Here is a 23,203-nt window from a genome sequence, read left to right on the forward strand (position 1 = left end):
TCTGTTGAGAAAGCACTGTTGGATAGATCAATGCAAACTGACTCCTTTACATTCAGACGACTCCGCAATGGCTTAGTGACTGGCCTGGCTGCGCTTAGTTTTTGGGGTCTGACAGAGGTTGGTCGAGCACGGTTCTATGATGTCTCTTTTTATCTGGGATATTTGCTGGCAGGAATGATTGTCGTTTTAGCGGGGTTCAATCTACGAAAGAAATTGACGACATTCCGAGTCGGTACCGCCTCCAGTTGGATGCAGTTTCATTTGTACCTTGGCCTGTTGACTCCTATTGTGTTCGCTCTTCACATTGATTGGTCCTGGCCACAGGGACTGTTTGAAATGGCCTTGTCAATCATTTATGCCGCCACCTTTTTCAGTGGAGTGTTTGGTTTATATTTCACCAGGCGTCTGCCGAGAGTGTTGACTCGTTTACCCGTGGAATTGATTTATGAGGAATACGAAGCACATTCTAACACGCTCAAAGAAGAAGCCATTCTTGAAGTACAAAGCTCACTTCAAGACTCAAATGGTCTGTCCGAAATGTATGCGAACCGGTTAGTACAGTTTTTCTCCCGTCAGCGGTCGATTGGTTATTACTTGTGGCCCAGCATTCATAAACGAAAGAAACTGATCCGCTATTTACGAAGTTGCCATCGATACGCTTCAGACGAAGAACGCTCTCGATTGAATCGAATTGAAACCCTGGTCGCGCAGCGTGACGACTACGATTTTCACCATGCTCAGCAATGGAAGTTGAGGGTTTGGATTTTCGTTCACCTTTCTTTGACATGGAGCCTGTTGGCATTGATGTTGGTGCATCTTGTGTTTGTCCATCTTTATCGGGGGGCATATACATGACATTACCAAGTCGAGAATATCTCCGACCACAGCAGAAATGGATCTGTGGGCGTCAATGCGAAGGTTCTTGTGTGCAAGGCCCAACTAAATCCGGCCGTTGCGAAACGACTTCCGCATGCCAGCCTGTCAAACGAGAGAACCGTTGGTCCTGCAATCGATCTACTTTACAAGGTGGTCCGTGTGAAAAAGGCCCTTCTCCGGACGGAGACTGCTGCCCGGTGCATCCTCCTTGTGTTCCCCGGCGAAGCCTACGTTCGCAACGGGGGATTGCGGCGGGACTCAGTTTCGTATTTACGATTGGTGTTCTTCTGGTGGTATTCGGTTTGACTAACTGGCGAACAACGATTGCTCCGGGGGCCTTAGCCAGTCCCCATGCGCAACTGTTTCAATCTCAATCTGAATCCGAAAAATGCACTGCCTGCCATCAGGAATTCGGTTTCCAATCGGGAGAATGGTTGACGGCATTCTGGGTGACAGATCGCGGGGCGGACCATCCCCTGTCGAAAAGCTGTATGGCCTGTCACGGGAACAATTTTTCTGCCCAATGGGCGAGTGAGCCTCATTCGTTACCGGGGAAAGTAACCAGGGAACTAACGGATCAGATCCATGCCCGACTTCAACATCAGTCTGCAGATAAAAACATCGTCCAGTTGGCCAGCTTTCTCCCTGCGACCACAGTAAAACCGGAATGCGCGTATTGCCATCAAGAGCATCAGGGAGCCGATCATGATTTGACGGCGATGACTGATAAACAGTGTTTGTCCTGCCATGCACAACAGTTTGAAAGTTTTTCTTCTGGCCATCCCGAGTTTGATCAGTGGCCATTGCAACGAACACCTTCTTTGATATTCAACCACGTCACTCATGCGGGTAAACATTTTACGGACCGCAAACAAGCATTCGATTGCAGTAGTTGCCACTATGATGCTAACACGCATGAGATCGTTTCCGTCGTAAGTTTTGAGCAATCCTGTGCTGATTGCCATCAGGACCAATTGAAACAGGCCATCGCCGAAGGGATTCCTTTGTTGGCATTGCCCATGATTGATCGAGTGGCTCTGGGACAACGATTGGATAGCACCTTCAGATGGCCAACCGAAGCAGTGGGTGACTTTGATGGTCAGTTGCCGCTGTTAATGGAGTTCCTACTGAATCAGCCAGGGGCGTCTTCGCATCCAGAGCCGTTTACAGCGGGAATCGACTTCAGCCTTGTTGATCCTGATCATTCTCAGGACCTCGATTTAGTTGCCGAATTGATACCGCAGATACGACAACTCTGGTTTGATTTGGCATCAAAAGGTCAAAACGCCTATTTAAAACGTATCGAGCATCTGTTGAATCGGTCCCTTAGTGAAAAAGAACAGCGTGAACTCAGTTCACTGCTACCGCTAGATCTTTTTAGAATCAGTTACGATCGCTGGTTTGAGGTGGCACCAGAAGGTGAGTCGGCCTACATCGAATCGGCGGAAGGAATTCGATTAGTCGCAGCAGCGGAGCAAAGGGAACCTCGACTCTATATCGCAGAGGAGATGATCATCCTTCCCGGAGATAAACTACTGCTCGACTCGCTTCCTCCAGGGGAATGGACAGGCGCTGCGACCACGAATGATGGTGCGGCGGCACCCTCCGTTAAAAAAGAAGAAAATAAACCTCCGACAGTAACTGAGAGTGAACAAGAAAATCCCGTTCCATCCGCCACTTTAGAAGCCACGGATCCAAAGTCTGTGCCGCCTGTAAAAACCGAGGAACCAACACCGTCGCTCTTAATTCCCATCGACCATACAAATGGAGGTGAGACAACCTCGTTGGATTGGAAAGAGATTCCACAGCGGGGATGGTACCGCGATGATTTAAAACTGACGATTGGGTATCGACCTGTTGGTCATGCTGACCCATTTATGACGAGTTGGCTGGAGCTCGCTTTCATTACGAGCAGTGATGATTCTTCACGCGCGATGACATCGTTGCGAAATCAGATGAAAGAGTCGGCACCTTTTCGCAATTGTCTCAGCTGTCATGATCTCGAAAGAGGTCGTTCAGGCGACGAACAATTTAATTGGCTCTCGAATTCAAAGCAATTCAGGCTCAAAACCTTCACTAAATTTTCGCACCGCCCTCACCTGACGATCCCTGAAATGCGGGATTGCCGACATTGTCATGCATTGGAAACAGAACAACCCGCCGCCATCGGTAGCGAATTCTCTAAACTCTCGATTCAGAGTTGCACCGTGTGTCATAACCCGCAAGGAGCCAAAGAGGGTTGTCGCGAGTGCCACAACTACCACGTTGACCATCGCAGTTTAATCCTCTTTGATGGGACAAAAAAAAGTCGTGCGGAATAAGAACTATTCCACACGACTTGTATTTATACAATCTTACACAAGTATCCCTATTTGGTTTCATTCAGAATCGGTTTGAGGACTCGTTCGAATTCGTTCGCCTGGCGAAAGAACCCAAGATCGTTAGGGTGTGAGCTATCGACTGTGCCGTCTCCATCGGAACCGAGTAGATTGTCGCCTTCCAGGTAATACAAATTCTTCACTCCCTCGGCGATCAGTTTATCGTACTCAGCCTGGAGAGCGGCTTGACTCGATTCGTTGCGAGTACGTTTGGATTCAACGAGGAAGGAGTTGGTATAGTTCCGGTCTTCCACCAGCAGGATCGGTGTATCAGGATGAGCTGCACGTAAGGTACGAACCAGAGGAGCGGTGCGAGCGGTTACATCCTTCGCTTGAATATTTGGCAGGCAGTCGATGATGTAGACTGCAGGATCAAGTTCCACGATGAGAGCAGTAACCTCGGGATCCATGCGACCATTGCCGGAAAAACCAAGATTGATGACGGGGCGATCAAACCGACGACCAATGATTGCCGGATGGCACATGCCTGGACGTGAAGCAGAAGCTCCGTGAGTGATCGAGGTCCCCCAGAACAGGATTGGCTTCTCCGTGCGAGCATCAACTTTCACCAATTGGCTGCCGGTCGGAATGCCGATACTTAATGATTCGATACCATTGTAAAGAGGGAGGTAGATCATGTATTCACGCATTTCCGGTGTGATACCGTTGATGAGTACCCTCTTGTTTTCGACGGCCGTTGGTTGTCCTGCGTTTAACCAGCGGTAGCCATCTTCCATGCGTACATATAAGTCGAGTCCGCTGACACCCAGTGCGGGCATATGAGCTAATGCAAGAATTTTACTTTTAAGTTTCCAGTCAGCCCAGATGACGGGAGCGTCTGTTTTAAAACGAACGGTAATCCCCGCTGACTGTCGACTCAGGCCCCAGACGGAGGGAGGAACAACACCTTCAGCTCGCGCAGGGAGACGATCGTAGAATTGAGCAGTGTCTTCGAAGGCTTTTCCTTCGAATGTAAGCTGTTCTGCGTTGTACCAGGCGACATTAGCTTTTTCGTCGACAATGGCGTTTTCTGAGGAGACAACTTCGTCTGCGTAAAGAGAAGTCACCGGCAGTGAGAGGAGCGTGAGCAGTGCTACCAGGCTGGTCAGTTGACGGGGGTGAAACATGAATGGACTTTCTGGCTGGAATATTCTGTCTGGTTTAGTGGTGTAAATTTCCGAAAATAGTTCTATGAATCAGGGTAACAGATAAAAACCCCCTGCGACAATCAACAAACAGAGCCTGAGTGACTGGCAAAACTGTATTCTGAAGCTGTTTACGGCTATACTCGACTCTATCCTCTTCAATTCTCTTTCCAGCAAAATGCTCATCTGAATACTTGGGCCCAGTTGTTTGCGGTATTAACCAAGGTAGTTTCGTGCACCAGACCTCCGACACATCGAGTCTTCGGCTTTCGATTTTTCAACGCTCTTCTTCACAGGCGTTGGGATTGGTAAAAAGTCGTATCTGGATTGGACCGCTGGTTGCGATTATTCTTTTGTTCCTGATGGCCTTTTTTACTCAGTACATGGTTGAGCAGGAATTAAAACGGGAACTGAAAGATCAACTGAATGTCATTCTGAATACGGTTAAGGAAGGCCAGTTACGCTGGTTCGACGATCAGAAACAAGAAATTCAAGCCGTTGCGGCAGATCTACGACTTCGGGAGCCGGTGCAGAACTTACTCGGTCAGTTAGCAGCGACCGACGATCCTTTCGTGCTGCGTGAGTCGGAAGAACAACAACGAATCAATTCGATTCTGATTCCGTACGATGACGTGTTCAAATTCATCTCTTACATTGTCATCGCACCGAATGGACGGGTGGTGGCGAGTGACGATGCCTACCTTATCGGTCTGGTACCGCCCGCCACGAAAGAAGTGGACTTCGCAAGCGTCCTGCAGGGAAATGCGGTTATCACACACCCTTTCCGTAGTGGGCTTCCTCTGCCTGATATCGAAAGCGACGACATCGGTGTTCGGCGCCAACAGGAAGTCATGTTTGCAGGAGCACCATTGAAGAATGAACAGAACGAAGTCATCGCCGTTCTTTGCATGCGACTTGATCCTCACGAGGTGTTCTGTCGATTTCTGGACCTGGCACAGACAGGAAAATCGGGCGAGACTTATGCCTTCAACGATCAAGGGCTCATGCTTTCACATAGCCGGTTCGAAGTCCAGTTAGTCGAATTAGGTTTGCTTGCGGAACAGGAGAATGTCTCCTCTATGCTATCGTTGGAATTACGCAATCCCCAAGTGAATGTAGCGAAGGGCGAGCGTCCCAAACTTAAACGAGCAGATCAACCGCTGACGGTATCAGCGAAAGCGGCGATAGCAGGTGATACTGGGGTGAATGTTGAAGGATATCGTGACTATCGTGGTGTACGCGTCGTGGGAGCCTGGACGTGGCTGGAGGAATACAATTTCGGTTTAACGACAGAGCGAGATCAGTCTGAAGCCTACGGAAGTCTGATTCTGCTTCGCTGGATCTTCCGAGGTTTATTAGGACTGATCCTGTTAACAACTCTCGTTATCGTCGTTGCGTCTCATTTCGTCCGTCGACTTCAACTCTCGATGGAGAAAGTCGTCGCCGAGTTTCAGGAAATGGGCCAGTATCAGGTGCTACAAAAAATCGGACAGGGAGGAATGGGGGCCGTTTATAAAGCCCACCATTCCATGATGCGTCGTCCGACGGCGATAAAGACACTTGATCCACAGAAAGCAGGTATGGAAGCCATCGCCCGCTTTGAACAGGAAGTTCAGTTGACCTGCCGACTGAATCACCCCAATACCATCGGCATCTATGATTATGGTCGTACTCCCAACGGTATTTTCTATTATGCAATGGAGTACATTGAAGGGATTACTCTTGAAGATCTCGTCAAGAGGTACGGCGCCCTGCCCGAAGGGCGTGTCATTTATCTGATGAGTCAAGTCTGTGGCTCACTCTCTGAAGCTCATAGCATCGGACTGATTCATCGTGACGTCAAACCTGCCAACATCATGATTGCGCATCGAGGTGGGCAACCAGATATGGTTAAGGTTTTCGATTTCGGTCTCGTTAAAAATCTGAAGTCCAAGAATCAGGAGAACCTGACTCAGGAACAATCCATTCTGGGAACGCCCCTTTACATGGCACCGGAAGAAATTGAGGGCAGTGACCATCTGGATCAACGAGTCGATGTCTACTCACTGGGAGCCGTGATTTACTATCTGCTCACGGGTCGTCCCCCTTTTACCGGGAAGACAATCACTGAAATCATTATGCACCAACTACATACTTTGCCAGACCCTCCGTCTGAAGTGAGCTTGAACAAGATCAGCAAAGAGATGGATGACGTGGTACTAGCATGTCTCGACAAGAATCCAGAGAAACGTCCTGAGACAGTCAAGGAATTAGTGCAGGTGTTACGTCGCTCCCCTGCCGTGGACGCTTGGGGTTACAATCAGGCGGAAAAATGGTGGTCGGAGAATGTTGTTTTTGAACAACTTGACGAAGAAGATTATCAGGCAGAACCCTCGCCTGCACATGAAACAGCACCAACTGTCATAAATTATCAAAATCTGGCGACAGAACACGACCCCCTGAACAAGACATGATCTATAATTGAGGGTGAGACAACCATCCGGTTCGTTTCTGTGAATGGACTAATTACGTCACAGTCGGAACAGGAGACAATAGTATGAAAATTGTATATCACGTAGTAGATCGAGACCGACAGTTAGTACGAGTGCCGTCCGAAGTCATGGAACGGTACTGGAATCACAGCGGGGGCACCCCGGAAGTGTCGCAACTGGTAGATGACCAGTTGCAACTGGTGACTTCCCTCCTCGATGACAGACTCAATCCAATCATCAACTATATGCTCGATTTAGAGTTGAATGAAGGCTGGATCAGCCCGGAGTCTAAACTGCAGGCTTACCAGTCTCTTAGTCTTCAGCGCAATGAAGCCAAGTTTGAAGAGCTTCAAGCGATCCTGGAAAGGTGGCCCGCAGACTGGCCAACTCAACTGGCAGTTGCCTTGGACGTGCCCGTGATGGGACTCAACAAAATCGGTCTGGGAGGCCCGCTTCCCATGTGCGATTTATGGGGCATCACGCAGGAAAAACTGTTGGAGTTCTTCGAAAAAGTCTGCGACAAGGATTAAGACGAACAGTGTCCGCACGATATTTAATAGGTTGAATATCGTGCGGATCTAATGTTCGTCGATATCCCGGAGCTTGCAACGCATTTGCTGCTTAAGATTCAATGGGGTAGTTGGCTTCTTTCCAACCCCCGAAACCGCCATCCATCGAGATGACATTGGTGTAGCCCATCTTCTGTATATTCTGAGCCGCTAAAGCGGATCGAAAGCCTCCTCCACAATAGAGTACGATAGGGCTGTCGGTTTCCGGGATTTTCTTTTCGATGTCCCGTTCAATCACGCCTTTTCCGATATGCTCTGCTGTAGGAATATGCGCGGCAGCGAATTCGCTTTCTTCCCGGACGTCAACCAGGTGAAATCTCTCCCCCGCGTCCATACGCTGCTTCACATCTTCAACCGTGCATTCTGTGACTTCTTTACGGGCGGTCTCGACAATTGCGAGGAACTGAGGAGCATGTTGTTTCGCCATGAGGATCATCCTTAATTTAAAAAACGGAAGTTAATACAAACTCCGATAGATTACTGATGTGAATTCAAAAGACCGTGCAAACTGTCTCCACATGATAAATCGCTTACTTCACTTGTTCAATTCGCAGCCAATTCAGGCAAGTGTTCGTCGTGCTCTTCGGGGCACCCAGTTCTACCGTAAGAAGACCGTCGGTGACTTCCACAGGGAGACTCACTTCTTTGAATCGACCGCGGCGCGTCGAAATCTGTTCGAGAGCAGATTTCCCTTCAACAGTGACATTCTGACCTTCTTGTTCGTGACTGGAGTCTCCCACCGAGAAAGTAATTTGATATTTACCTGTCGGCAAAGCATACTCCCAGGTTGCATGACTTCGTGTGAATATGAATGTTTCTTTCAATGATTCCAAACTCAGGCCGCGGATACGGTGTTGATCACGAAGTGATTGATCCCAACCATAACCACGTGCGTCGGAATAAGTTTCTCCCTGGTCGAGAGTAAAGTTGGCGACAGGTGCTGTGTTCGGGCCACCGAAATTGAATTGATGCACCAGGGTCTCTAACGATGCTAGATTATCGGGAAGCCCGTCTTCGGAGGGATCGGGTCTCCACTCCGGCCAACTGCTAATGCCCGTTGTGAAAGGGAGTGGATCCTGTGCATCGGCAATCTCGTCACCATCCTGATCTCCCGGTTGCTGGTGGGGAAATCCAAAATCAAGGAGCCGAACGACGTCCCACCAATAGGTCGCCAGTTCCCCCCGAGTGAATTTTCCTTCGGGAAGAGATAATTCGGTCGCATCAAAATGATCCTGACTGATCTTTAATAATTCCTGCTTCCAACTCTCCTCCGCAGGTTGATCCGCCTGAAAGGCGACTTCCACGGGATCGAGTGGTAGTAACTTTCGAATGGAGAGTTGATTGACGGCGACGAAGGCAGGATGCTCTGGTTCGAGGTCGCGCCAGGGCCAGAGCATGGCGGGTTCGTAGCCTTCATTATTTGTACAGAGACTGACCCAAATTTGCTCCATCATGTCGGACTGGTAAGGAATAGCGTGCAGTTCTCTGTTGTTCTGAATAGCAACTGCGGCGAGTGCCCCTACACCCTGCCCGATTGCCATGCATTGGTCGTGCAATCGAACGGCCGAACTGACAATGCTGGTGTAACCCAGGTTTTTCTGGGCTCCCAGTAACCCTCGCATATTTTCAGGAATGAGACTGCGGGCCGGGAACAAGCTGAGACCGCTATACGGCGGTCCCCACGTCCGTCCTTTGCGAAAAGCATTCTGCCATGGACCTGCTGGATTCCCCTTATCCAGAAAGACTCGCTTCGTCGGATGGAAGTCGTACTCAAATTGAAAACAGGCAACACCATCGTGAAACATGCAGTCGGCAAAGTTCAATGAGTCATTTCCATACCCTGTCGTTTCCTGCTGTTTCAGCATATGCATCGTATGCAGCCGAATAGACTCGCGAATATAAGGTTTAGGAGGCAACTGGTCTTTGGTCCCAAAATCGTCCGACAGTTTGAACCTGCGGAAGCTATGAGTCTTGTCTGGCATCTCATCATGCACGGCGGTTTGCAGATAGTAGAGATAGCCAAGCGAATGCTGTTTGGCATCTTCAAATACAATCTGCCGTTGCTCGCGATTCATCTCCACAATATTCTTCTGAGATGCTCCCTGTTCCGTCGCTTCAAGAGCGTCTACCACTGCTTTGGGAAGAATGTCAAGTGGGTAGTCGCAGGGGGCAAAGCAAAGTAGAATGACATCCGGATGTTCAATATCTGGGAATCCATAATGGTCTACAATACGTCGGGCACCGTAAATGTAGGCCGGATCTCTGGGGTAGTTGTTCTTTGTGTAATTGCGAATATCGTACGACGCTGGTTTCGGAATCGGTTGATACTCGTCGGTCTCTTCGATCAGCATGTTGTACGTGATCGGGTTCATGTCCGTCAGCGGATAATCTTCGCGGTTTTCGGGTGCGAGTGGTTCACCGTATTTCTGTTTGAGATCGGGACCATACTCATAACCCGCTCCCGAGAGACGGATCACGTCGCCCCAGTCCGTCGCATCAACAACGACATCGGCATCAATCCTCAGTGTTGGGGTTTTCGATTCCGAAGAGGCAAAATCAACGCCCGTCAGACGGAGAGTGTTCTCATTGTCTTCAACATGCACTTTCACTGGGTACTGATGTGAGATAATACGAATCTGGCCACTTTTTACACCAGGTTCCAATAACTCTCGAAAAGCGCGTTCTGCATCGGACGGGAGAGCGGTCGTAATAACATGCGTGTTCCCAGGCCGAGGGTGTCCGAATTTCTCTGTGTTAATCGCTTCAATGCGATCCATTAATTCTTTGAAAATTCCGGCTCGCGGAAACGGAACGCCATTCCCATATCCACTGGGGGGACGATTTTCATCAATCGCAACGAGACTTTCCGCGGTGAACTGTCCCCCCAACCATTCAATATCATTGACGATTGTGATCGACTTTACTCCCATGCGAGCAGCTTGAACCGCGGCGGCACAACCCGATTCTGTTCCTCCCACGATGAGCAGATCCGTTTTCTGCACAGGCAACTCTTCTGCCGCTTGGATCGTATGTGCAACTAACAAAGGAATGATCACTGACAGGGTCAGTAACCGGCGTGGTCCATTGGAAAGAAAGAATCGGGTCGCCATGTCAGGAAGCACTTTCCATCGTCGGATTCAGGGTTAGATGATATATGAGTGGCGTCGTTAAAGCTGATCAATGAACTTTCGAATTGCGTCGTTTACTTCGACCGGTTTTTCGAGAGGGGCCAGATGACCTGCTTTCGGGATTTCAACAAACTGCGCGTGCGGCATTTTATTGGAGATTTCCTGCATTTCGAGAACAGGAGAAATGATGTCCTCTTCTCCGCCAATCAGCAAAGTCGGCACGTTGATGTCGGATAAGAAAGTCGTCGCATCGGCTCGGTCCGCCATACCGAGTTGGCCGGCTGCCATTCCTTCCGGGTTGGCGTCCAACATCATTTGCCGAAATTCTTCGACTAGTTTTTTGTTTTCAGCCCGCGTTGTCATGCCAAACATCTTGGGCATCATGGCAAAGACAACATTGTCCGTTCCATTCTCGCGAAGTTCTGTGGCTGAATGCTGGCGCGTCTGGCGAGTATCATCCGAGTCTGGTAACGCTTTAGAATCACAAACGATCAATCCTGACAACCGTTCCGGATATCGGCGGGCAAATTCCCAGGCGATATACCCCCCCATCGACAGGCCACAATACACAACAGGTTCGTAAACTTTCAGTTCAGTCAGAATCTTGTTGAGATCGTCGGCGAATTGAGCCATCGATACCGTCCCCTCGGTAACACCACTTTTGCCAAAGCCGCGCAAGTCGGGAATGATGACCCGGTAATTGGAGGAAAACGAAGTCCGTTGTTCGCGCCACATTCGGTGATCCAGAGGGAACCCATGGACGAAGAGAATAGGTTTTCCTTCTCCTTCGTCAATCACATTGATGGTGCAGTCATCCAGCTGTATTTTTTTCATCTGTTCGCTCCTTGCTGCTCAGATTCTTTTCTTTTTCGCATCAATCGTAGATACTCTAAACATATGATGTCACTTCAGTTTAGGGAATTTGTCTGGCAGATGCCATAAGCCATTAGGGAAACCACAACATGACGTCGCTTCTGGATCGTTTTTTAGTTTACGTTAAAATTGACACCAAAGCGGACGCTCACTCCGATGAGTATCCCAGTACCCGGAAACAGCTGACACTCTGTCGCTTACTTAAAGAGGAATGCGAAGCAGTCGGTCTGTCTGACGTTCACATGAACGAGTACGGCATAGTCACCGGAACCATTCCCGCTACCCCCGGTTGCACCGCCCCCGCGATTGCCTTCTTCGCCCATGTCGACACCTCGCCCGAGTTTACCGGGGAGAATGTACAACCCCAGGTTCGCACGAATTATGACGGGAAAGACGTCGTCTTAAAGGAAGGGCGCATCTTAAAGGTAGCCGATTTCCCAGAACTGGCGGATAAACAGGGCGAGACTATCATCACGACCGATGGAACCACGTTATTGGGCGGTGATGATAAATCGGGGATCGCCATCATCATGACGGCTGCAGCAAAATTAATAAACTCTCAGGAGTTCCCGCACGGCCCCGTCAAAGTCTGTTTCACTTGTGATGAAGAAATCGGACATGGAACAGACCATATCGATCTGGATACGCTCGATTGTATTTGTGGATATACACTCGATGGCGACGGGGCAGGAAAAATCGATACGGAGACGTTCTCTGCCGATATGGCGGTGGTTCGGGTCAGCGGAATCAATATTCACCCCTCCATCGGTAAAGGCAAGATGGTGAATGCGATTCGCTATCTGTCCGAGTTCATCGGCCAGTTACCTATGGGCACTGACGCCCCCGAAGTCACGACCGACAGGCAGGGATTTATGCATCCTTATGAAATCTCGGGGACGGTCGCCCAAGCCTCTGTTGAGATCATTTTGCGTGACTTCGAAACCAAACAGCTCAAAAAATATGCGAATCAGTTACAGAAGATTGCCAAAGGCCTTATCGAAAAAGAGCCTCGGTTGCAGATCGAGATCGACATTATCGAGCAATATCGCAACATGCGGGAGGGTCTGAAAAAGGAGCCACGCGCTTTGGAGAAAGCGGTGGCCGCCACTGAAGCTGCAGGTTTAAAACCCGTACTCAGCATTATTCGTGGTGGCACGGATGGTTCCGTTCTCACCGAGAAAGGATTACCAACCCCAAACCTCTCTTCCGGACAACACAATCCGCATTCCCCATTGGAATGGGCCAGCCTCGAAGAAATGGAACAGGCCGTCGAAGTTGTCTTGCAACTGGCGAAGCGATGGGGAGAAGAAACCGCGTAACTGATAAGGTGAACTAAATCTATCATCCTTGAATGATCTGAGGAGAGCGTATTGATGAAATTCTCAAACAGTCTTTCCCTGCTGGACAGCTATTTCGCACAAGTACCCAACGAAGTCGGGTTCTCCGGGGCACACGTATTACTTGTCGTTGGTTTCGGGATTCTGGTGTTTTTGAGCCTCGTCTATATCGGGATGCCTTTACTAATTCTCAAGATAACGAGGCTTAAAAAACATCCGGAAATCACTTCTTTCGACCCCAACAAAATACCTGCACCACTGGATGCTTCGCTTGACTATTTCGAGAGCCAGGAAAAACGATTGGAAAACTTGGAGTTTGAATACGTCACGGATGTTTTTATTCGAGATATGGCTGCTGCCTCTAGGATGCTGGGACAATTATGGTTTCATACAGAGTCATGTACAGGTTTGTTGTTGATCCATGCATATGCGATGAATAATGGAAATATTACATTGACTTCTCAATCTGTAGAATTCTCATCCAGTTTCAATAATGGATTCCTTGTAGATACGAGTAATACAAAGGACTTTGGAGTATTTCCTCCACACCCCAAGAAGATTCAACACTCCATGTTCTGGGTACAGAATATCGAAAAGATTTACCAACTTCATCAGGCGATTTGTCAGGATGTAATGTTGAACGCGACACCCGTCAATGATCTCGATGAGAAATACAATGGAGATGGTATCGAGTGGATTCGTGCTGGTATCGAAAAAGAATATAATGACAATCTGAAATCGGGTTTCTTAAAAGAAACCGCCGACGGAGAGGAATATCGCTTTTCCGTGATCGGTGCCTTTATTCTCACCTGGAAATCAATTTTTCCCTGGAAGCAGTTCCGGTTTATGAAAATGAGGAGCAAGATCCTCTCGAAGCTACGCGATTTGAATGTGCAATTAAATTAGAATAGTCAGGTGCAGAGGATCGTTCTTTACAATCCTGAAAATCACTTATAAAAAAGTAGGCTCCACAGTGAAAACAGAATTCTCCACTGACGATTTATGGTCTTCCGTCATATCCGTTCCCCCGTTGGCCCGCACGCATAGCGGCGTTCTCGATCTGGAAGAGAATCGCAAGATCATTCAGTACTTGGAAGCGGGAGGTGTCAGTACCTTATTGTACGGTGGCAATGCGATTCTCTATCACGTCGCACTCAGCGAGTATGACAATCTGCTGACCATGCTGGCAGAACTGGCCGCACCCGATAGTCTCGTGATCCCCTCAGTTGGCCCTGGTTACGGAATGATGCTCGATCAGGCAACCATCTTGAAGGAGCACGATTTCCCGACAGCCATGATCCTGCCGACCCGTGATGTGACCACCCGTCAGGGAGTCGGGCTAGCGGTTCGCCGATTCGTGGAACGATTTGAAAAGCCAGTAGTTCTGTACATTAAAACAGAAGGCTACATTGATGTGGAAACGGTCGAGAAATTGGTGAATGATGGACTGATTTCCTGTATTAAATACGCAATCGTTCGTGAGCAGATCAACGATGACCCCTACCTGCGAGACCTCGCGGACGTCGTCGATCCAGCCATGATCATCAGTGGAATCGGTGAACAACCTGCAATCGAACATGTGCGAGACTTCGGTTTGGCCAGTTTTACATCCGGTTGTGTCTGCGTTGCCCCATACCTTTCAATGAAGATGTTGCAGTCGCTGAGAGCGAAAGATTACGACACTGCGGAACAGATTCGTAAGCTGTTTGAGCCATTGGAAGAACTACGCAATGCAATCAATCCCATTCGAGTATTACATCGTGCCCTGGAGTTAGCCGAAATCGCCGACACAGGTCCGATCATTCCCTTGTTAAGCGAATTGCACCGACGGGATATTCCCAAGGTACAGCAGGCAGCAACCGACCTGAAAGCAGCCGACGAGGCAGCCCGCCCTGCTCTGACTTGATTTGACTGGGTGGCGGTTGACCTTCAGTGAAGAATCTAATCTTGTTAAGACTGCGGGGATGGAATGCTGATTGGTTATGTGAGTGATGAATATTACATGGCACTGGCGGACGTGCTGGTAGAGTTCCGTCAGCAGGAGCAAACAACAGCAATCGTTCGTACCACTCCCCGAGGTTCTATCGAGGCGGAACTATCTCCCGGTGAATACGAAGTCATATTGGTTAAACCCGGATTCGGGTCAAAACGGGTATGGATGACAGTGGGGAATGGTGCTCCCTCCCCCTATCAGTTCCGACTGCTTTCGGATCGCCTGCTCGGTTATGCATGGCCACGAGCGATCCAATCGGGTGAACAAGCGGAGTTTAAAGTTCACTCGGTGGAACCTTACCGACTTAGTCTGTGGCGGTATGGGTGCAAACGGGAGTTCGTCAAACTACTTGGTTGGTTTGACGAACATGCGGCCCGTGCCGTCATGCAGATTACGCCCGATGGTGACTATACGCAGACCGGAGTGAACTGGAACACGGTCGGGTATGGTAGTACGCACCATACCCAACTGGTCACAGGTCCAGAGCGATCGGGCCTGTATTACTTTCATGCAAAAACGGAATCATCGAAAGAATTCTTCTCCTTCCCGCTCGTTGTTTCTCCTTCTATTCCAAAAGCGAAAGTTGCGGTGCTGGCCTCGACGAATACCTGGCTGGCTTATAACAACTTTGGTGGGCGTAGTAATTACATCAATTCGAATCAGCTGCCCCCGGAACCTTCGATCAACGTCCGACAGGATTTGATTCGCTTCACCAAGGCAGGGTCATTTAATTCCTGGGGGTTTCAGGATGAAGAATATACCCCTCTCAGTTTTGAACGTCCTGAACCGGGTAACTGCGTGCGCGAGAATGAGGAAGTCACGGACCCGATAGAAGGTCGTCTTCCCAGCAGCCTCGCCCCCGCAGAATGGAGACTCCTCGGTTGGTTGGAACGCGAAGGTTTTGAATATGACTACTATGCTGAAACTCAGTTGCACCATGGCAAACTCGATCTTGATGCCTACGAGGTGTTGATCATCAGTGTTCATCCAGAATACTGGTCGCGCGAGATGTTTGAGAAAGTCCATCTCTGGGTTCACCAGCGAGGTGGCAAGCTGATGTATCTCGGCGGGAATGGACTTAATTGCGAAGTTGAGTTTGAGGATGAATCGCGGCTTCGTTTCAAAACCTGGTTACAGCCCGAAACGGGAGGCGAACTCGGTATGCCGAATCCGGCAAACCCGGAAGAATACTTGGAAAGCCGGATGCACCGCTCTTACGAGTCCGAAGCAAGCCTGTTGGGCGTCGTCTGTACTGCATCGGGAATTATGACGGCTGCACCCTATCGGGTAGTCGCCCCCGATCACTGGGCGTTCGAGGGAACAGGTTTATCGCAAGGGGATGAATTCGGCCACGAGAGCCTACATGAACGTATTCACGGTGGAGCATCAGGACACGAAACTGACAAAATCAGTCCACATTCTCCTTCTGGAACGAGACTTCTGGCCAAAGGAACAAATCCGAATGGTGGTGGAGCCGAAATGGCTTATTACGAGACCAAATCCGAAGGAGCCGTCTTTTCCGTCGGGTCGATCTGCTATGTTGCCTCGTTAATTATTGACTCCACCCTCTCCCGAATCACCTCTAATGTTCTCCGCCGGTTTCTGAACGACTCGAAATAGCGAAATTGGAATTGTCGTCATCCAGTCATTCTCACTAAGATAAGGCTCTTCAAACCCATCTTCACTGCAGCAAGCGTGGCTTTTCATGGACGAAGCACATCAAGACCCTCAGGAACCGGAATCGACCAGCGCTGCGTCTGACTTCGACGAACCACTCGATATCGAACAACTGGATGAAATGCTCGGCCAGGTTCTCGACCAGACAGAGGACCTCTCCTGGGATTTGGAGACGGTCTCCATCCCAATACATGCCGAGCAGATCGCTGAACCACTAGAGGAAGCGGTGAAACCCGATGCTCAGGCTGAAGAGATAAAACCTGCTAGCCGCGTGGTTGCCCCCCGATTGACTCCGAAAGAAATTCTCGAAGCTGCATTGTTCGTAGGCGGCACCAAACTAACTCTCAAAGCGTTACGCAAACTGCTCAACAACGATTTTGACTCGGATTATATCGAGAACTGCATTCGAGAACTGAATGATCTGTACGAAAGCGAAGAACGTCCCTACTTGATTCAGACGAGTGAAGAGGGATATAAGATGCAGCTGAAACCCGAGTTCGAATCAGTTCGCCGCAAAGTCTTTGGTTACGGCCCTCGCGAAGTCAAACTCTCGCAGGATGCATTGGAGATTCTGTCTCTGGTTGCCTATCGACAGCCGATCAGCCGCGGTGAGGTGGACAAATTAAGCAAACGCAAAGCGTCGGGAACCTTGAACCAACTGCTTCGACGCGAGTTGATCTCCCTCCATCGTGATCCAGAATCACGAGAGGTCTCCTACCGGACAGAATCTCGATTTCTGGAGATCTTCGGCCTGGCGAATCTGGAAGATCTACCACGCCCGGAACATCTGGCGTTCAAGTAAAAGCGATCGGGGTTCCGCCCAACGTCATATAGCGATAAAGCCCGAGCCATAATGAGCTCGAACTTACATCGCACGTAAAAGTGCAGCAACGCTCTGGCCGATCTGAGTTCGGTTGACGCTAAGTGCAACTGGTGCCTTCATGGTATGTGGCTCGCCATGAATGACATTCAACCGGCAACCCGGGTCGGGATGGCAGTAGTTCAGCGTCTGCGGCACTTTACCGTAATGTAAGGCGAGAATACTTCCCGCCAGTTCCACCGCACCACTTCCCGCGTCGAAGTTACCGAAGTAGCTTTTCAATGCAGTGACTGGAATCTTGATGGTGTCGTCGTTAAAAAGGCGGTGGTAAGCCCGAGCTTCGACAAGATCATCTTGCAGGGTGCTTTTACCGTGCGCGTTGATGTGGCCAATTTCCCGTGGTTCAATTTCGGCTTTCCGAATGGACTGTTTCACTGCTTGTACAATTCCGGTACCCGGCCCGCCGTTCATTTCTTCGTTGCCATCGCAACCAGCGCCGACGCCCAGGACTTCAGCATAGATTTCCGCGCCCCGTTTTCGAGCGTGCTCGTAGTCTTCAACAACAAACACAGCGGAGCCTTCACCGACGACAGTTCCCGTTCGATTGAAGTCGAAAGGACGGCATGCGGACTTGGGATCTTCAGCCCCTTTAGCCAATAACTCGAACAGGCTCAGTTTAGCGATGTCAACCGGATGGACATTGGAACTGCACGCACCGACGATCATGCAATCGGCAGCGCCACGTTGAATGGTATAGATGGCTTCATTCAGCGCGAGCAATGCAGACGATTCGCGTGAAGTAATGGTGTTGTTCGGTCCACGCGCATTATGTTCGATGGAGACGTGACAGGCAGCCATATTCGGTAGCTGTTTCAATAACCAGAGGGGGAACATCTTGCCCATGCCTCCTTCACCCCAACGAGTCATTTCGAACTCGTCGTCTTCGTCTACACAGCTGGAAGCTGCTTCGGAAAGATCGTCCGGTGAAGTGGAGATGCGGCCAGCACCAAAGACCACGCCCAACCGGTCAGGAGCGATGCCGTTATCTTTAAGCCCCGAATCCTTCATCGCCAAAGAGGCCGCGGCGACGCCAAGTTGAATATCGCGAGACATCGTCTTCAAGAATTTGTTATGCCGAACAAATTCTTCGGGGTGGAAGTTTTTGACTTCCGCAGCGAGGTTAGTCGGCAGATCGGAATACGGCAATGAAGTGAGTCGGTCAATTCCCGAGGCACCTACCAGCAAGCTATTCCAGAACTGGTCCCGCCCGATTCCGATAGGCGAAACGACTCCTACGCCAGTGATGACGAATCGTTTTTGATGCTTCCCAGCCACCATGATGAATTCCAGTTTTTTATGTCATTGGATTTAAATGAACAGGTAATCTGTAGCACCATCCAATGACAGTATGTTTGAAAATGAATCCTTCACTCTCATTTGATGCCCTTCGCGATCAGTTCCCCTGAGTCGTAAGAGCAACATTCTTAACCATCTCGCGCCAAGCTATCGCTGTCAGCGACCGGTCTAAACTTCGTCGATCTGTAATCACTATGAATTGGATACGGGGCATACCAACTTTAAAAAAATCCGTTTCAGGCAGTAAAACCGACTGGAGAGTCCATTTTACGAATTCTCCGGATTCCTGTAAGGCGAATCTGATCTCAAGTGAGACAACATCGCCAGTTGGTAACAAAATACACAGCGAATTCAGACGAATTGTTGATTGAGTCTGCTGATATCCCGTTCAAATTCATTGATTTAGAGTAAAGGACTCTTCCCGTAAATCAGTATCGACCACTCAATACCATCGCCTCATTCAGGAAGCGGCTGGCGTGATTAATTCGTGTAACTTTCAGGCCAGAAAATCCGGCAAGGTAGTTTACAGACTGATTACTGGTTAACTATTCCTACGTAGACGTTCCCCATGATCGTTCCGCAGGAAGTGTGTCATCTTTAATAAACGACACGAATAACAAGGCTCTGTTCCCCAAAATGACTTTGTTAGGAATCTCTTTGGAAGTAAATCTAAGCCTGATTCACTGGATCAAACTGTAAAGACTTCAGGAAAGGTATTCGGGACCCAATCCGAGACTCCTGTATTCGTCAATTCAAATCGATTCAGTTTAAAAGAGTTATCCTAGGCAAATTACAGCGTGTTTCCGCGTATATGTCAAGGAATCGGGAAAAACAGGGCTATTTAAACTGCTGTCTCACCCAATGCGATATTATAGACAAGCTTGTTATTCAGATAATGTCAAACAGGGCAGACCAGCTGTTTTTCTCGGAATTGAGGAATTCGACTGACGAAAAGACACCGGAATAGACAGCTTCTCAGGCCATCCAACGGCCTGAGAAGCTTCATTTGAGCTGTGAAATCAGTTCCACTGAGAAAGCTTTCGTTCGGCCTGGTTGAGGTAACCAGCCAGGACGATCTGCTCCTTTTCCGAAGCTTCGGGCAAGCAGGATTTCAGAATCTGCCACGCTTTCCCGGTTTCGCCTGCGTGAAAGGCAATAATGCCCAGGTCCCGCTTTGCTGAGAGATCGGCGGGCTCCAAACTATACAGACGCTGCTGTACCTTCAGCGATGCAGCCCAATCTTTTTCCTGAGCGTAAAGCGCTTTCAGATTATTCAGCATGCGAATTACGATTTCACGCGGTCGCGCTGGTCGCAGATAAGGATCCAATTCGTCAGGTGCAAATTCAGTCCGTTTGGACAGGAAGATCAGACAGTCGTCGCGATTCATCACTTTTCCACCGGAGAAGGGATCGACGTATAGCGGTTCGTCGCCGTCCAAGTAGCAGAGGATAAAATGCATCGGTGCTGCAACACCATGCAGAACAATCCCCACCTGTTCTGCAACAGCCTGATAAATAATGGACAGTACAATTGGTAAACCGTGTCGTTGCTCGATGACTCTATGCAGATAGCTACCGTCGACGGATTGGAAGCTTTTCACATTTCCCTGTAACTCATGGCGAGTCGACAGGCAGTTGGAAACCTTCTGGAGTCGGTGCAAATCGTTGTCTGATGTTTTTAGCTCAACGGCAAGTTCTCGACCGCGCTGATCAATCCACGCCAGTGACTCCCCGAAATTGAGATCCGGGTAAGCATCACGGCTCAGTTCCAGTGCGACCACGGCGAGGTCAATATCGGACCGACGCTGCAGCAGTTTGCAGAACTCGTGGTCTTCCTCGTAGCTGATCAGTCGATGCATGGAACTATCCGAAAAAGTGAATGATCGTAAAACTATTAAGAAGCAATACTTAGTGAGTTGATTGCCGTAACGGGGCGGGGGATTCTAGCAGGGTCTCGAAATGCTGACAATTGCATCTCTGTCGAACAGTGGCCAGTACGGATCACAAACTTGATATTGAATATCATTATTGAATCGCCACTAAGAACCTGATTATTATTGGGCGAAACGGATGGGTTGACCAGCAGTTTGTTGCACAGCCGCATCTCGCAGTCTTTGCTGGGCGAGTGTGTTTGAAAGGGCTTGTGCGTGGGAATGGTCGCTGTTCAGGTGCAATGCCTGCTGCACTGCCGTTGCCGCCTGAACGGGATGCCCCGCCTGGTAATTGGCGAAGGCAACACTGAACCAGTCATCCGCATTTTCGGACGGTCTATGGTTTTGTGCAATTTGATAAGAGTCGACAGCATCATCCCAGCGCTGCATTCGAGCGTACGTTTCACCCAGCTTCCAATACGCATCTGTTTTGACGTCGTTCGATGCGAAATTGCATTCGCAGATATTTCGCAAAATTGGAGCGGCACGTTCGGGGTGCCCATGCTTCAGTTGCAACTCGGCCATATTAATTCGGGCCGGAACGTTTTCAGGGCTTACGGTCAGAATGCGGTGGTAAGTAGAAATTGCCGTTGCTTCGTCGTTTTCGAGTAACGCAATTTTCGCTCTTAGCGACAACCCGTCGATGTGTGCAGGATCGATCTGGAGCGTCTGATCGAGACTTTCCAGAGCAGAGCTAAGTTCCCCCTGTTCATACAGGAGTTTTCCAAGTTGGTATTGGGTCTCGGGGTCATCAGGAGATCTTTCCACAGCGTCGTTTAAGTGCTTGATCGCTTCCGGGATTCGGCCCTGGGTGATCAGCAATTCGGCCAGCTTACGATGGATATCACCATCACGTGGATTGGTTTCAATCGCTTTTTGGTACATCTGCTCGGCGCGGTGCAGGTCATGGTTGTCATAGGCTGTTTCCGCCTTGGCTGTAAGCAGGTGCGCCTGGTCGATCGGATTCATAATAGAAGTGCGCATCCAACTGCAGCCACTAAGCAGCGGCATGCTGAGTAGAAACAGGATCGCAATAATTTGGAAAAAGATCGGTCGCATTATTTCTGAAATCACCGAGATTGGTCTGCACAGAGAAACCCTGGATGGGTTTGGGGGCATCGACTTGTTCTCGGAGTGATAGCGGGCGGTGGAAATCTATGTGAATTCGGTGCAAGAAACGCGCCGGGATCGTAGCAGATTAGCCCGAATCGAAAAAGCCCGATTCAAAATCCTCAAAATTCCTTAACTAGGGTTATTTCAGATAGTTAGGGAGTTGTCGCAGTCGTTCGAGTAATTGAACAAGTCGGTCGCGAACCTGAGGATTCTTGAACAACTTTTGCTGACCACCGATCAGTTTTTCGATCCAACTGAGTCCACTCAACAGCGTACTGCTTCGATAAAAAACGCTTACTAATCTCAATTCCGTCTGGGACAGGGAATTCTTTTGCTGATATGCCTCTAATGCCAAATTCCAATACTCACATTCGGGCGGAAACAAACTGCCGAGTAGCCGAGCGAGGTCGATTGCAACATTTTCCGTTCGAGCAGCAGTCGGATCAATAATTCCAGTGACCTGGTCACCGTCCAGTAAAATATGATCGTGCCAGACATCTCTCAAGCAAGGCTGCAACCGTACCTGCCACAATGCAGCCTGGTTGAGTTCCTCTTCAATTCGAGGGGCGAGAGGAAGGTATTCGTGAAGATATTCCGAAACCCACTTCGACCATACCTCATCTTGCTGATTTGGCTGCACGAATTGAAGTCGATCCAAAATGCGAACGACTCGCTCCGGTGTCCAACGTTGCAGAATCACCCGTCTTTCTTGAATCGCTGGAACAGCTGCTTGCGGTGATTGAGAAAACCAGGTTGAGGCCGGAATGAGCGGCTGAAACGTGCTGGCCGCCAAGTGCCAGTCCGCCAACGCTTGAAGAGATGCGGTTATCCTGAAGGGAGTCAGTCGAGAGGCAAGGTCGCTATTGCCCGGAAACCAAGACTCGCAGTGCCATAGGTTACCTTTGTGATCGACCAAAGTCTCGGTCGGGTTGGTTCGACACGCGAAGGGCACCGCGACTGTCTTTAAGCCAGTTTGGCGTAAATGGCTCAAGAACCGGTGTAATTCCCGAATCCGTTCCCGAGGAAGTGAATCTTTGGGCCAGCGACGTACAGCGACCGGACCTTTAACCGTTTCTACCCGATACACCTCGGCTCCACTAAATCCCCGGTAGACTGTGGGGGGGGCATTCGCGCCGATCCCATCCGCCAGCCCGTAGTGAGCCAGGACCTGGGAAATTTCGCGATTGTGGGAAGGATGTGGGGTCGACATGATTTCTACGAGATTGGAATGTTATCAGAGCTTCAAAATGGCATGAAATGCTATCAATTCGGGGGCCGCATCGAATCTATCCCCCCGAATGCGTAATTTAGTCTGGTAAGGTTGATTTTCCCGGTTGAAGCTGGTCTGCTGGTAAGTGAGAATGTAGACGGGTGAAATTGGACCGCGACAGGTGTCTCGGGCGTGTTTTATAGTACGCAGCTCACTCCATCCCTCCTCACCCAACTGGAATTCATTCCCGAATTCAAACTCCTATTTTCATTTCCGTGTTGCGGTAATGGACTGCGGGTTTTGATTTCTTGAATGGCTGTTGAAAT

Annotated in this window: 17 protein-coding genes; 9 read left to right on the top strand and 8 right to left on the bottom strand. The window is 49.5% G+C overall.

The features are described 5' to 3' along the window. Positions 1-30 precede the first annotated feature (30 nt). Positions 31-855: a hypothetical protein gene (locus Pla110_RS11140; RefSeq protein ID WP_144995839.1), complete on the top strand. Its 825-nt coding sequence runs from the start codon at positions 31-33 to the stop codon at positions 853-855. Positions 856-1,073: 218 nt separating this feature from the next. Then, positions 1,074-3,197 (top strand): cytochrome c3 family protein, encoded by a 2,124-nt coding sequence (locus tag Pla110_RS11145; protein WP_144995840.1) that lies wholly within the window; start codon positions 1,074-1,076, stop codon positions 3,195-3,197. Positions 3,198-3,244: 47 nt separating this feature from the next. Here Pla110_RS11145 and Pla110_RS11150 read toward each other — a convergent pair whose 3' ends face one another. Next, positions 3,245-4,381, bottom strand: a complete 1,137-nt coding sequence (locus Pla110_RS11150; protein WP_144995841.1) for an SGNH/GDSL hydrolase family protein — start codon at positions 4,379-4,381, stop codon at positions 3,245-3,247. Positions 4,382-4,632: 251 nt separating this feature from the next. Between Pla110_RS11150 and Pla110_RS11155 the strand changes: the two genes are divergently transcribed. After that, a complete protein-coding gene (locus Pla110_RS11155; RefSeq protein ID WP_144995842.1) occupies positions 4,633-6,852 on the top strand; it encodes a serine/threonine protein kinase in 2,220 nt (739 codons plus the stop codon). Between the two features lie 83 nt (positions 6,853-6,935). Then, positions 6,936-7,400: a hypothetical protein gene (locus tag Pla110_RS11160; RefSeq protein ID WP_144995843.1), complete on the top strand. Its 465-nt coding sequence runs from the start codon at positions 6,936-6,938 to the stop codon at positions 7,398-7,400. Between the two features lie 91 nt (positions 7,401-7,491). Here the strand turns inward: Pla110_RS11160 and Pla110_RS11165 are convergent, their stop codons facing one another. From Pla110_RS11165 to Pla110_RS11175, 3 genes are all read right to left on the bottom strand, one after another. Further along, positions 7,492-7,866, bottom strand: coding sequence for a rhodanese-like domain-containing protein (locus tag Pla110_RS11165; protein ID WP_144995844.1), 375 nt, complete (start codon positions 7,864-7,866; stop codon positions 7,492-7,494). Positions 7,867-7,969: 103 nt separating this feature from the next. Next, positions 7,970-10,549: an FAD-dependent oxidoreductase gene (locus tag Pla110_RS11170; protein WP_144995845.1), complete on the bottom strand. Its 2,580-nt coding sequence runs from the start codon at positions 10,547-10,549 to the stop codon at positions 7,970-7,972. A 57-nt stretch (positions 10,550-10,606) separates the two neighbouring features. After that, positions 10,607-11,401: an alpha/beta fold hydrolase gene (locus tag Pla110_RS11175; RefSeq protein WP_144995846.1), complete on the bottom strand. Its 795-nt coding sequence runs from the start codon at positions 11,399-11,401 to the stop codon at positions 10,607-10,609. 128 nt (positions 11,402-11,529) lie between these two features. Between Pla110_RS11175 and pepT the strand changes: the two genes are divergently transcribed. The 5 genes from pepT (at position 11,530) to scpB (ending at position 17,249) form a co-directional block, all read left to right on the top strand. Continuing rightward, positions 11,530-12,759, top strand: a complete 1,230-nt coding sequence (pepT, locus tag Pla110_RS11180; protein ID WP_144995847.1) for a peptidase T — start codon at positions 11,530-11,532, stop codon at positions 12,757-12,759. 54 nt (positions 12,760-12,813) lie between these two features. After that, positions 12,814-13,683: a hypothetical protein gene (locus Pla110_RS11185; protein ID WP_144995848.1), complete on the top strand. Its 870-nt coding sequence runs from the start codon at positions 12,814-12,816 to the stop codon at positions 13,681-13,683. Between the two features lie 67 nt (positions 13,684-13,750). After that, on the top strand, positions 13,751-14,683 hold the full coding sequence (locus Pla110_RS11190) for a dihydrodipicolinate synthase family protein (RefSeq protein WP_144995849.1): 933 nt from the start codon (positions 13,751-13,753) through the stop codon (positions 14,681-14,683). Positions 14,684-14,746: 63 nt separating this feature from the next. Continuing rightward, positions 14,747-16,390: a N,N-dimethylformamidase beta subunit family domain-containing protein gene (locus Pla110_RS11195; protein ID WP_144995850.1), complete on the top strand. Its 1,644-nt coding sequence runs from the start codon at positions 14,747-14,749 to the stop codon at positions 16,388-16,390. A gap of 85 nt (positions 16,391-16,475) precedes the next feature. Then, positions 16,476-17,249 (top strand): SMC-Scp complex subunit ScpB, encoded by a 774-nt coding sequence (scpB, locus tag Pla110_RS11200; protein WP_144995851.1) that lies wholly within the window; start codon positions 16,476-16,478, stop codon positions 17,247-17,249. Positions 17,250-17,312: 63 nt separating this feature from the next. Here scpB and Pla110_RS11205 read toward each other — a convergent pair whose 3' ends face one another. The 4 genes from Pla110_RS11205 to Pla110_RS11220 form a co-directional block, all read right to left on the bottom strand. Beyond that, positions 17,313-18,605, bottom strand: a complete 1,293-nt coding sequence (locus Pla110_RS11205; RefSeq protein WP_144995852.1) for a beta-ketoacyl-[acyl-carrier-protein] synthase family protein — start codon at positions 18,603-18,605, stop codon at positions 17,313-17,315. 1,037 nt (positions 18,606-19,642) lie between these two features. Further along, the gene (locus Pla110_RS11210; protein WP_144995853.1) at positions 19,643-20,482 is read right to left on the bottom strand and encodes a SirB1 family protein; all 840 of its coding nucleotides are present in this window, start codon (positions 20,480-20,482) and stop codon (positions 19,643-19,645) included. 195 nt (positions 20,483-20,677) lie between these two features. After that, positions 20,678-21,613: a tetratricopeptide repeat protein gene (locus Pla110_RS11215; protein WP_197440668.1), complete on the bottom strand. Its 936-nt coding sequence runs from the start codon at positions 21,611-21,613 to the stop codon at positions 20,678-20,680. 193 nt (positions 21,614-21,806) lie between these two features. Then, a complete protein-coding gene (locus Pla110_RS11220; RefSeq protein ID WP_144995855.1) occupies positions 21,807-22,877 on the bottom strand; it encodes a phosphotransferase enzyme family protein in 1,071 nt (356 codons plus the stop codon). Positions 22,878-23,203 lie beyond the last annotated feature (326 nt).

The organism is Polystyrenella longa, from assembly GCF_007750395.1.
In the GTDB taxonomy this organism is placed as follows: Bacteria; Planctomycetota; Planctomycetia; order Planctomycetales; family Planctomycetaceae; genus Polystyrenella; species Polystyrenella longa.

What these genes read in the sequence shown, in the direction of transcription:
- Pla110_RS11170 (WP_144995845.1), bottom strand. Translation starts at nt 10,549, where the DNA reads ATGGCGACCCGATTCTTTCTTTCCAATGGACCACGCCGGTTACTGACC.
- Pla110_RS11175 (WP_144995846.1), bottom strand. Translation starts at nt 11,401, where the DNA reads ATGAAAAAAATACAGCTGGATGACTGCACCATCAATGTGATTGACGAA.
- Pla110_RS11160 (WP_144995843.1), top strand. Translation starts at nt 6,936, where the DNA reads ATGAAAATTGTATATCACGTAGTAGATCGAGACCGACAGTTAGTACGA.
- Pla110_RS11220 (WP_144995855.1), bottom strand. Translation starts at nt 22,877, where the DNA reads ATGTCGACCCCACATCCTTCCCACAATCGCGAAATTTCCCAGGTCCTG.
- Pla110_RS11205 (WP_144995852.1), bottom strand. Translation starts at nt 18,605, where the DNA reads ATGGTGGCTGGGAAGCATCAAAAACGATTCGTCATCACTGGCGTAGGA.
- Pla110_RS11210 (WP_144995853.1), bottom strand. Translation starts at nt 20,482, where the DNA reads ATGCATCGACTGATCAGCTACGAGGAAGACCACGAGTTCTGCAAACTG.
- Pla110_RS11185 (WP_144995848.1), top strand. Translation starts at nt 12,814, where the DNA reads ATGAAATTCTCAAACAGTCTTTCCCTGCTGGACAGCTATTTCGCACAA.
- Pla110_RS11195 (WP_144995850.1), top strand. Translation starts at nt 14,747, where the DNA reads ATGCTGATTGGTTATGTGAGTGATGAATATTACATGGCACTGGCGGAC.
- scpB (WP_144995851.1), top strand. Translation starts at nt 16,476, where the DNA reads ATGGACGAAGCACATCAAGACCCTCAGGAACCGGAATCGACCAGCGCT.
- Pla110_RS11165 (WP_144995844.1), bottom strand. Translation starts at nt 7,866, where the DNA reads ATGGCGAAACAACATGCTCCTCAGTTCCTCGCAATTGTCGAGACCGCC.
- Pla110_RS11150 (WP_144995841.1), bottom strand. Translation starts at nt 4,381, where the DNA reads ATGTTTCACCCCCGTCAACTGACCAGCCTGGTAGCACTGCTCACGCTC.
- pepT (WP_144995847.1), top strand. Translation starts at nt 11,530, where the DNA reads ATGACGTCGCTTCTGGATCGTTTTTTAGTTTACGTTAAAATTGACACC.
- Pla110_RS11215 (WP_197440668.1), bottom strand. Translation starts at nt 21,613, where the DNA reads ATGCGACCGATCTTTTTCCAAATTATTGCGATCCTGTTTCTACTCAGC.
- Pla110_RS11140 (WP_144995839.1), top strand. Translation starts at nt 31, where the DNA reads ATGCAAACTGACTCCTTTACATTCAGACGACTCCGCAATGGCTTAGTG.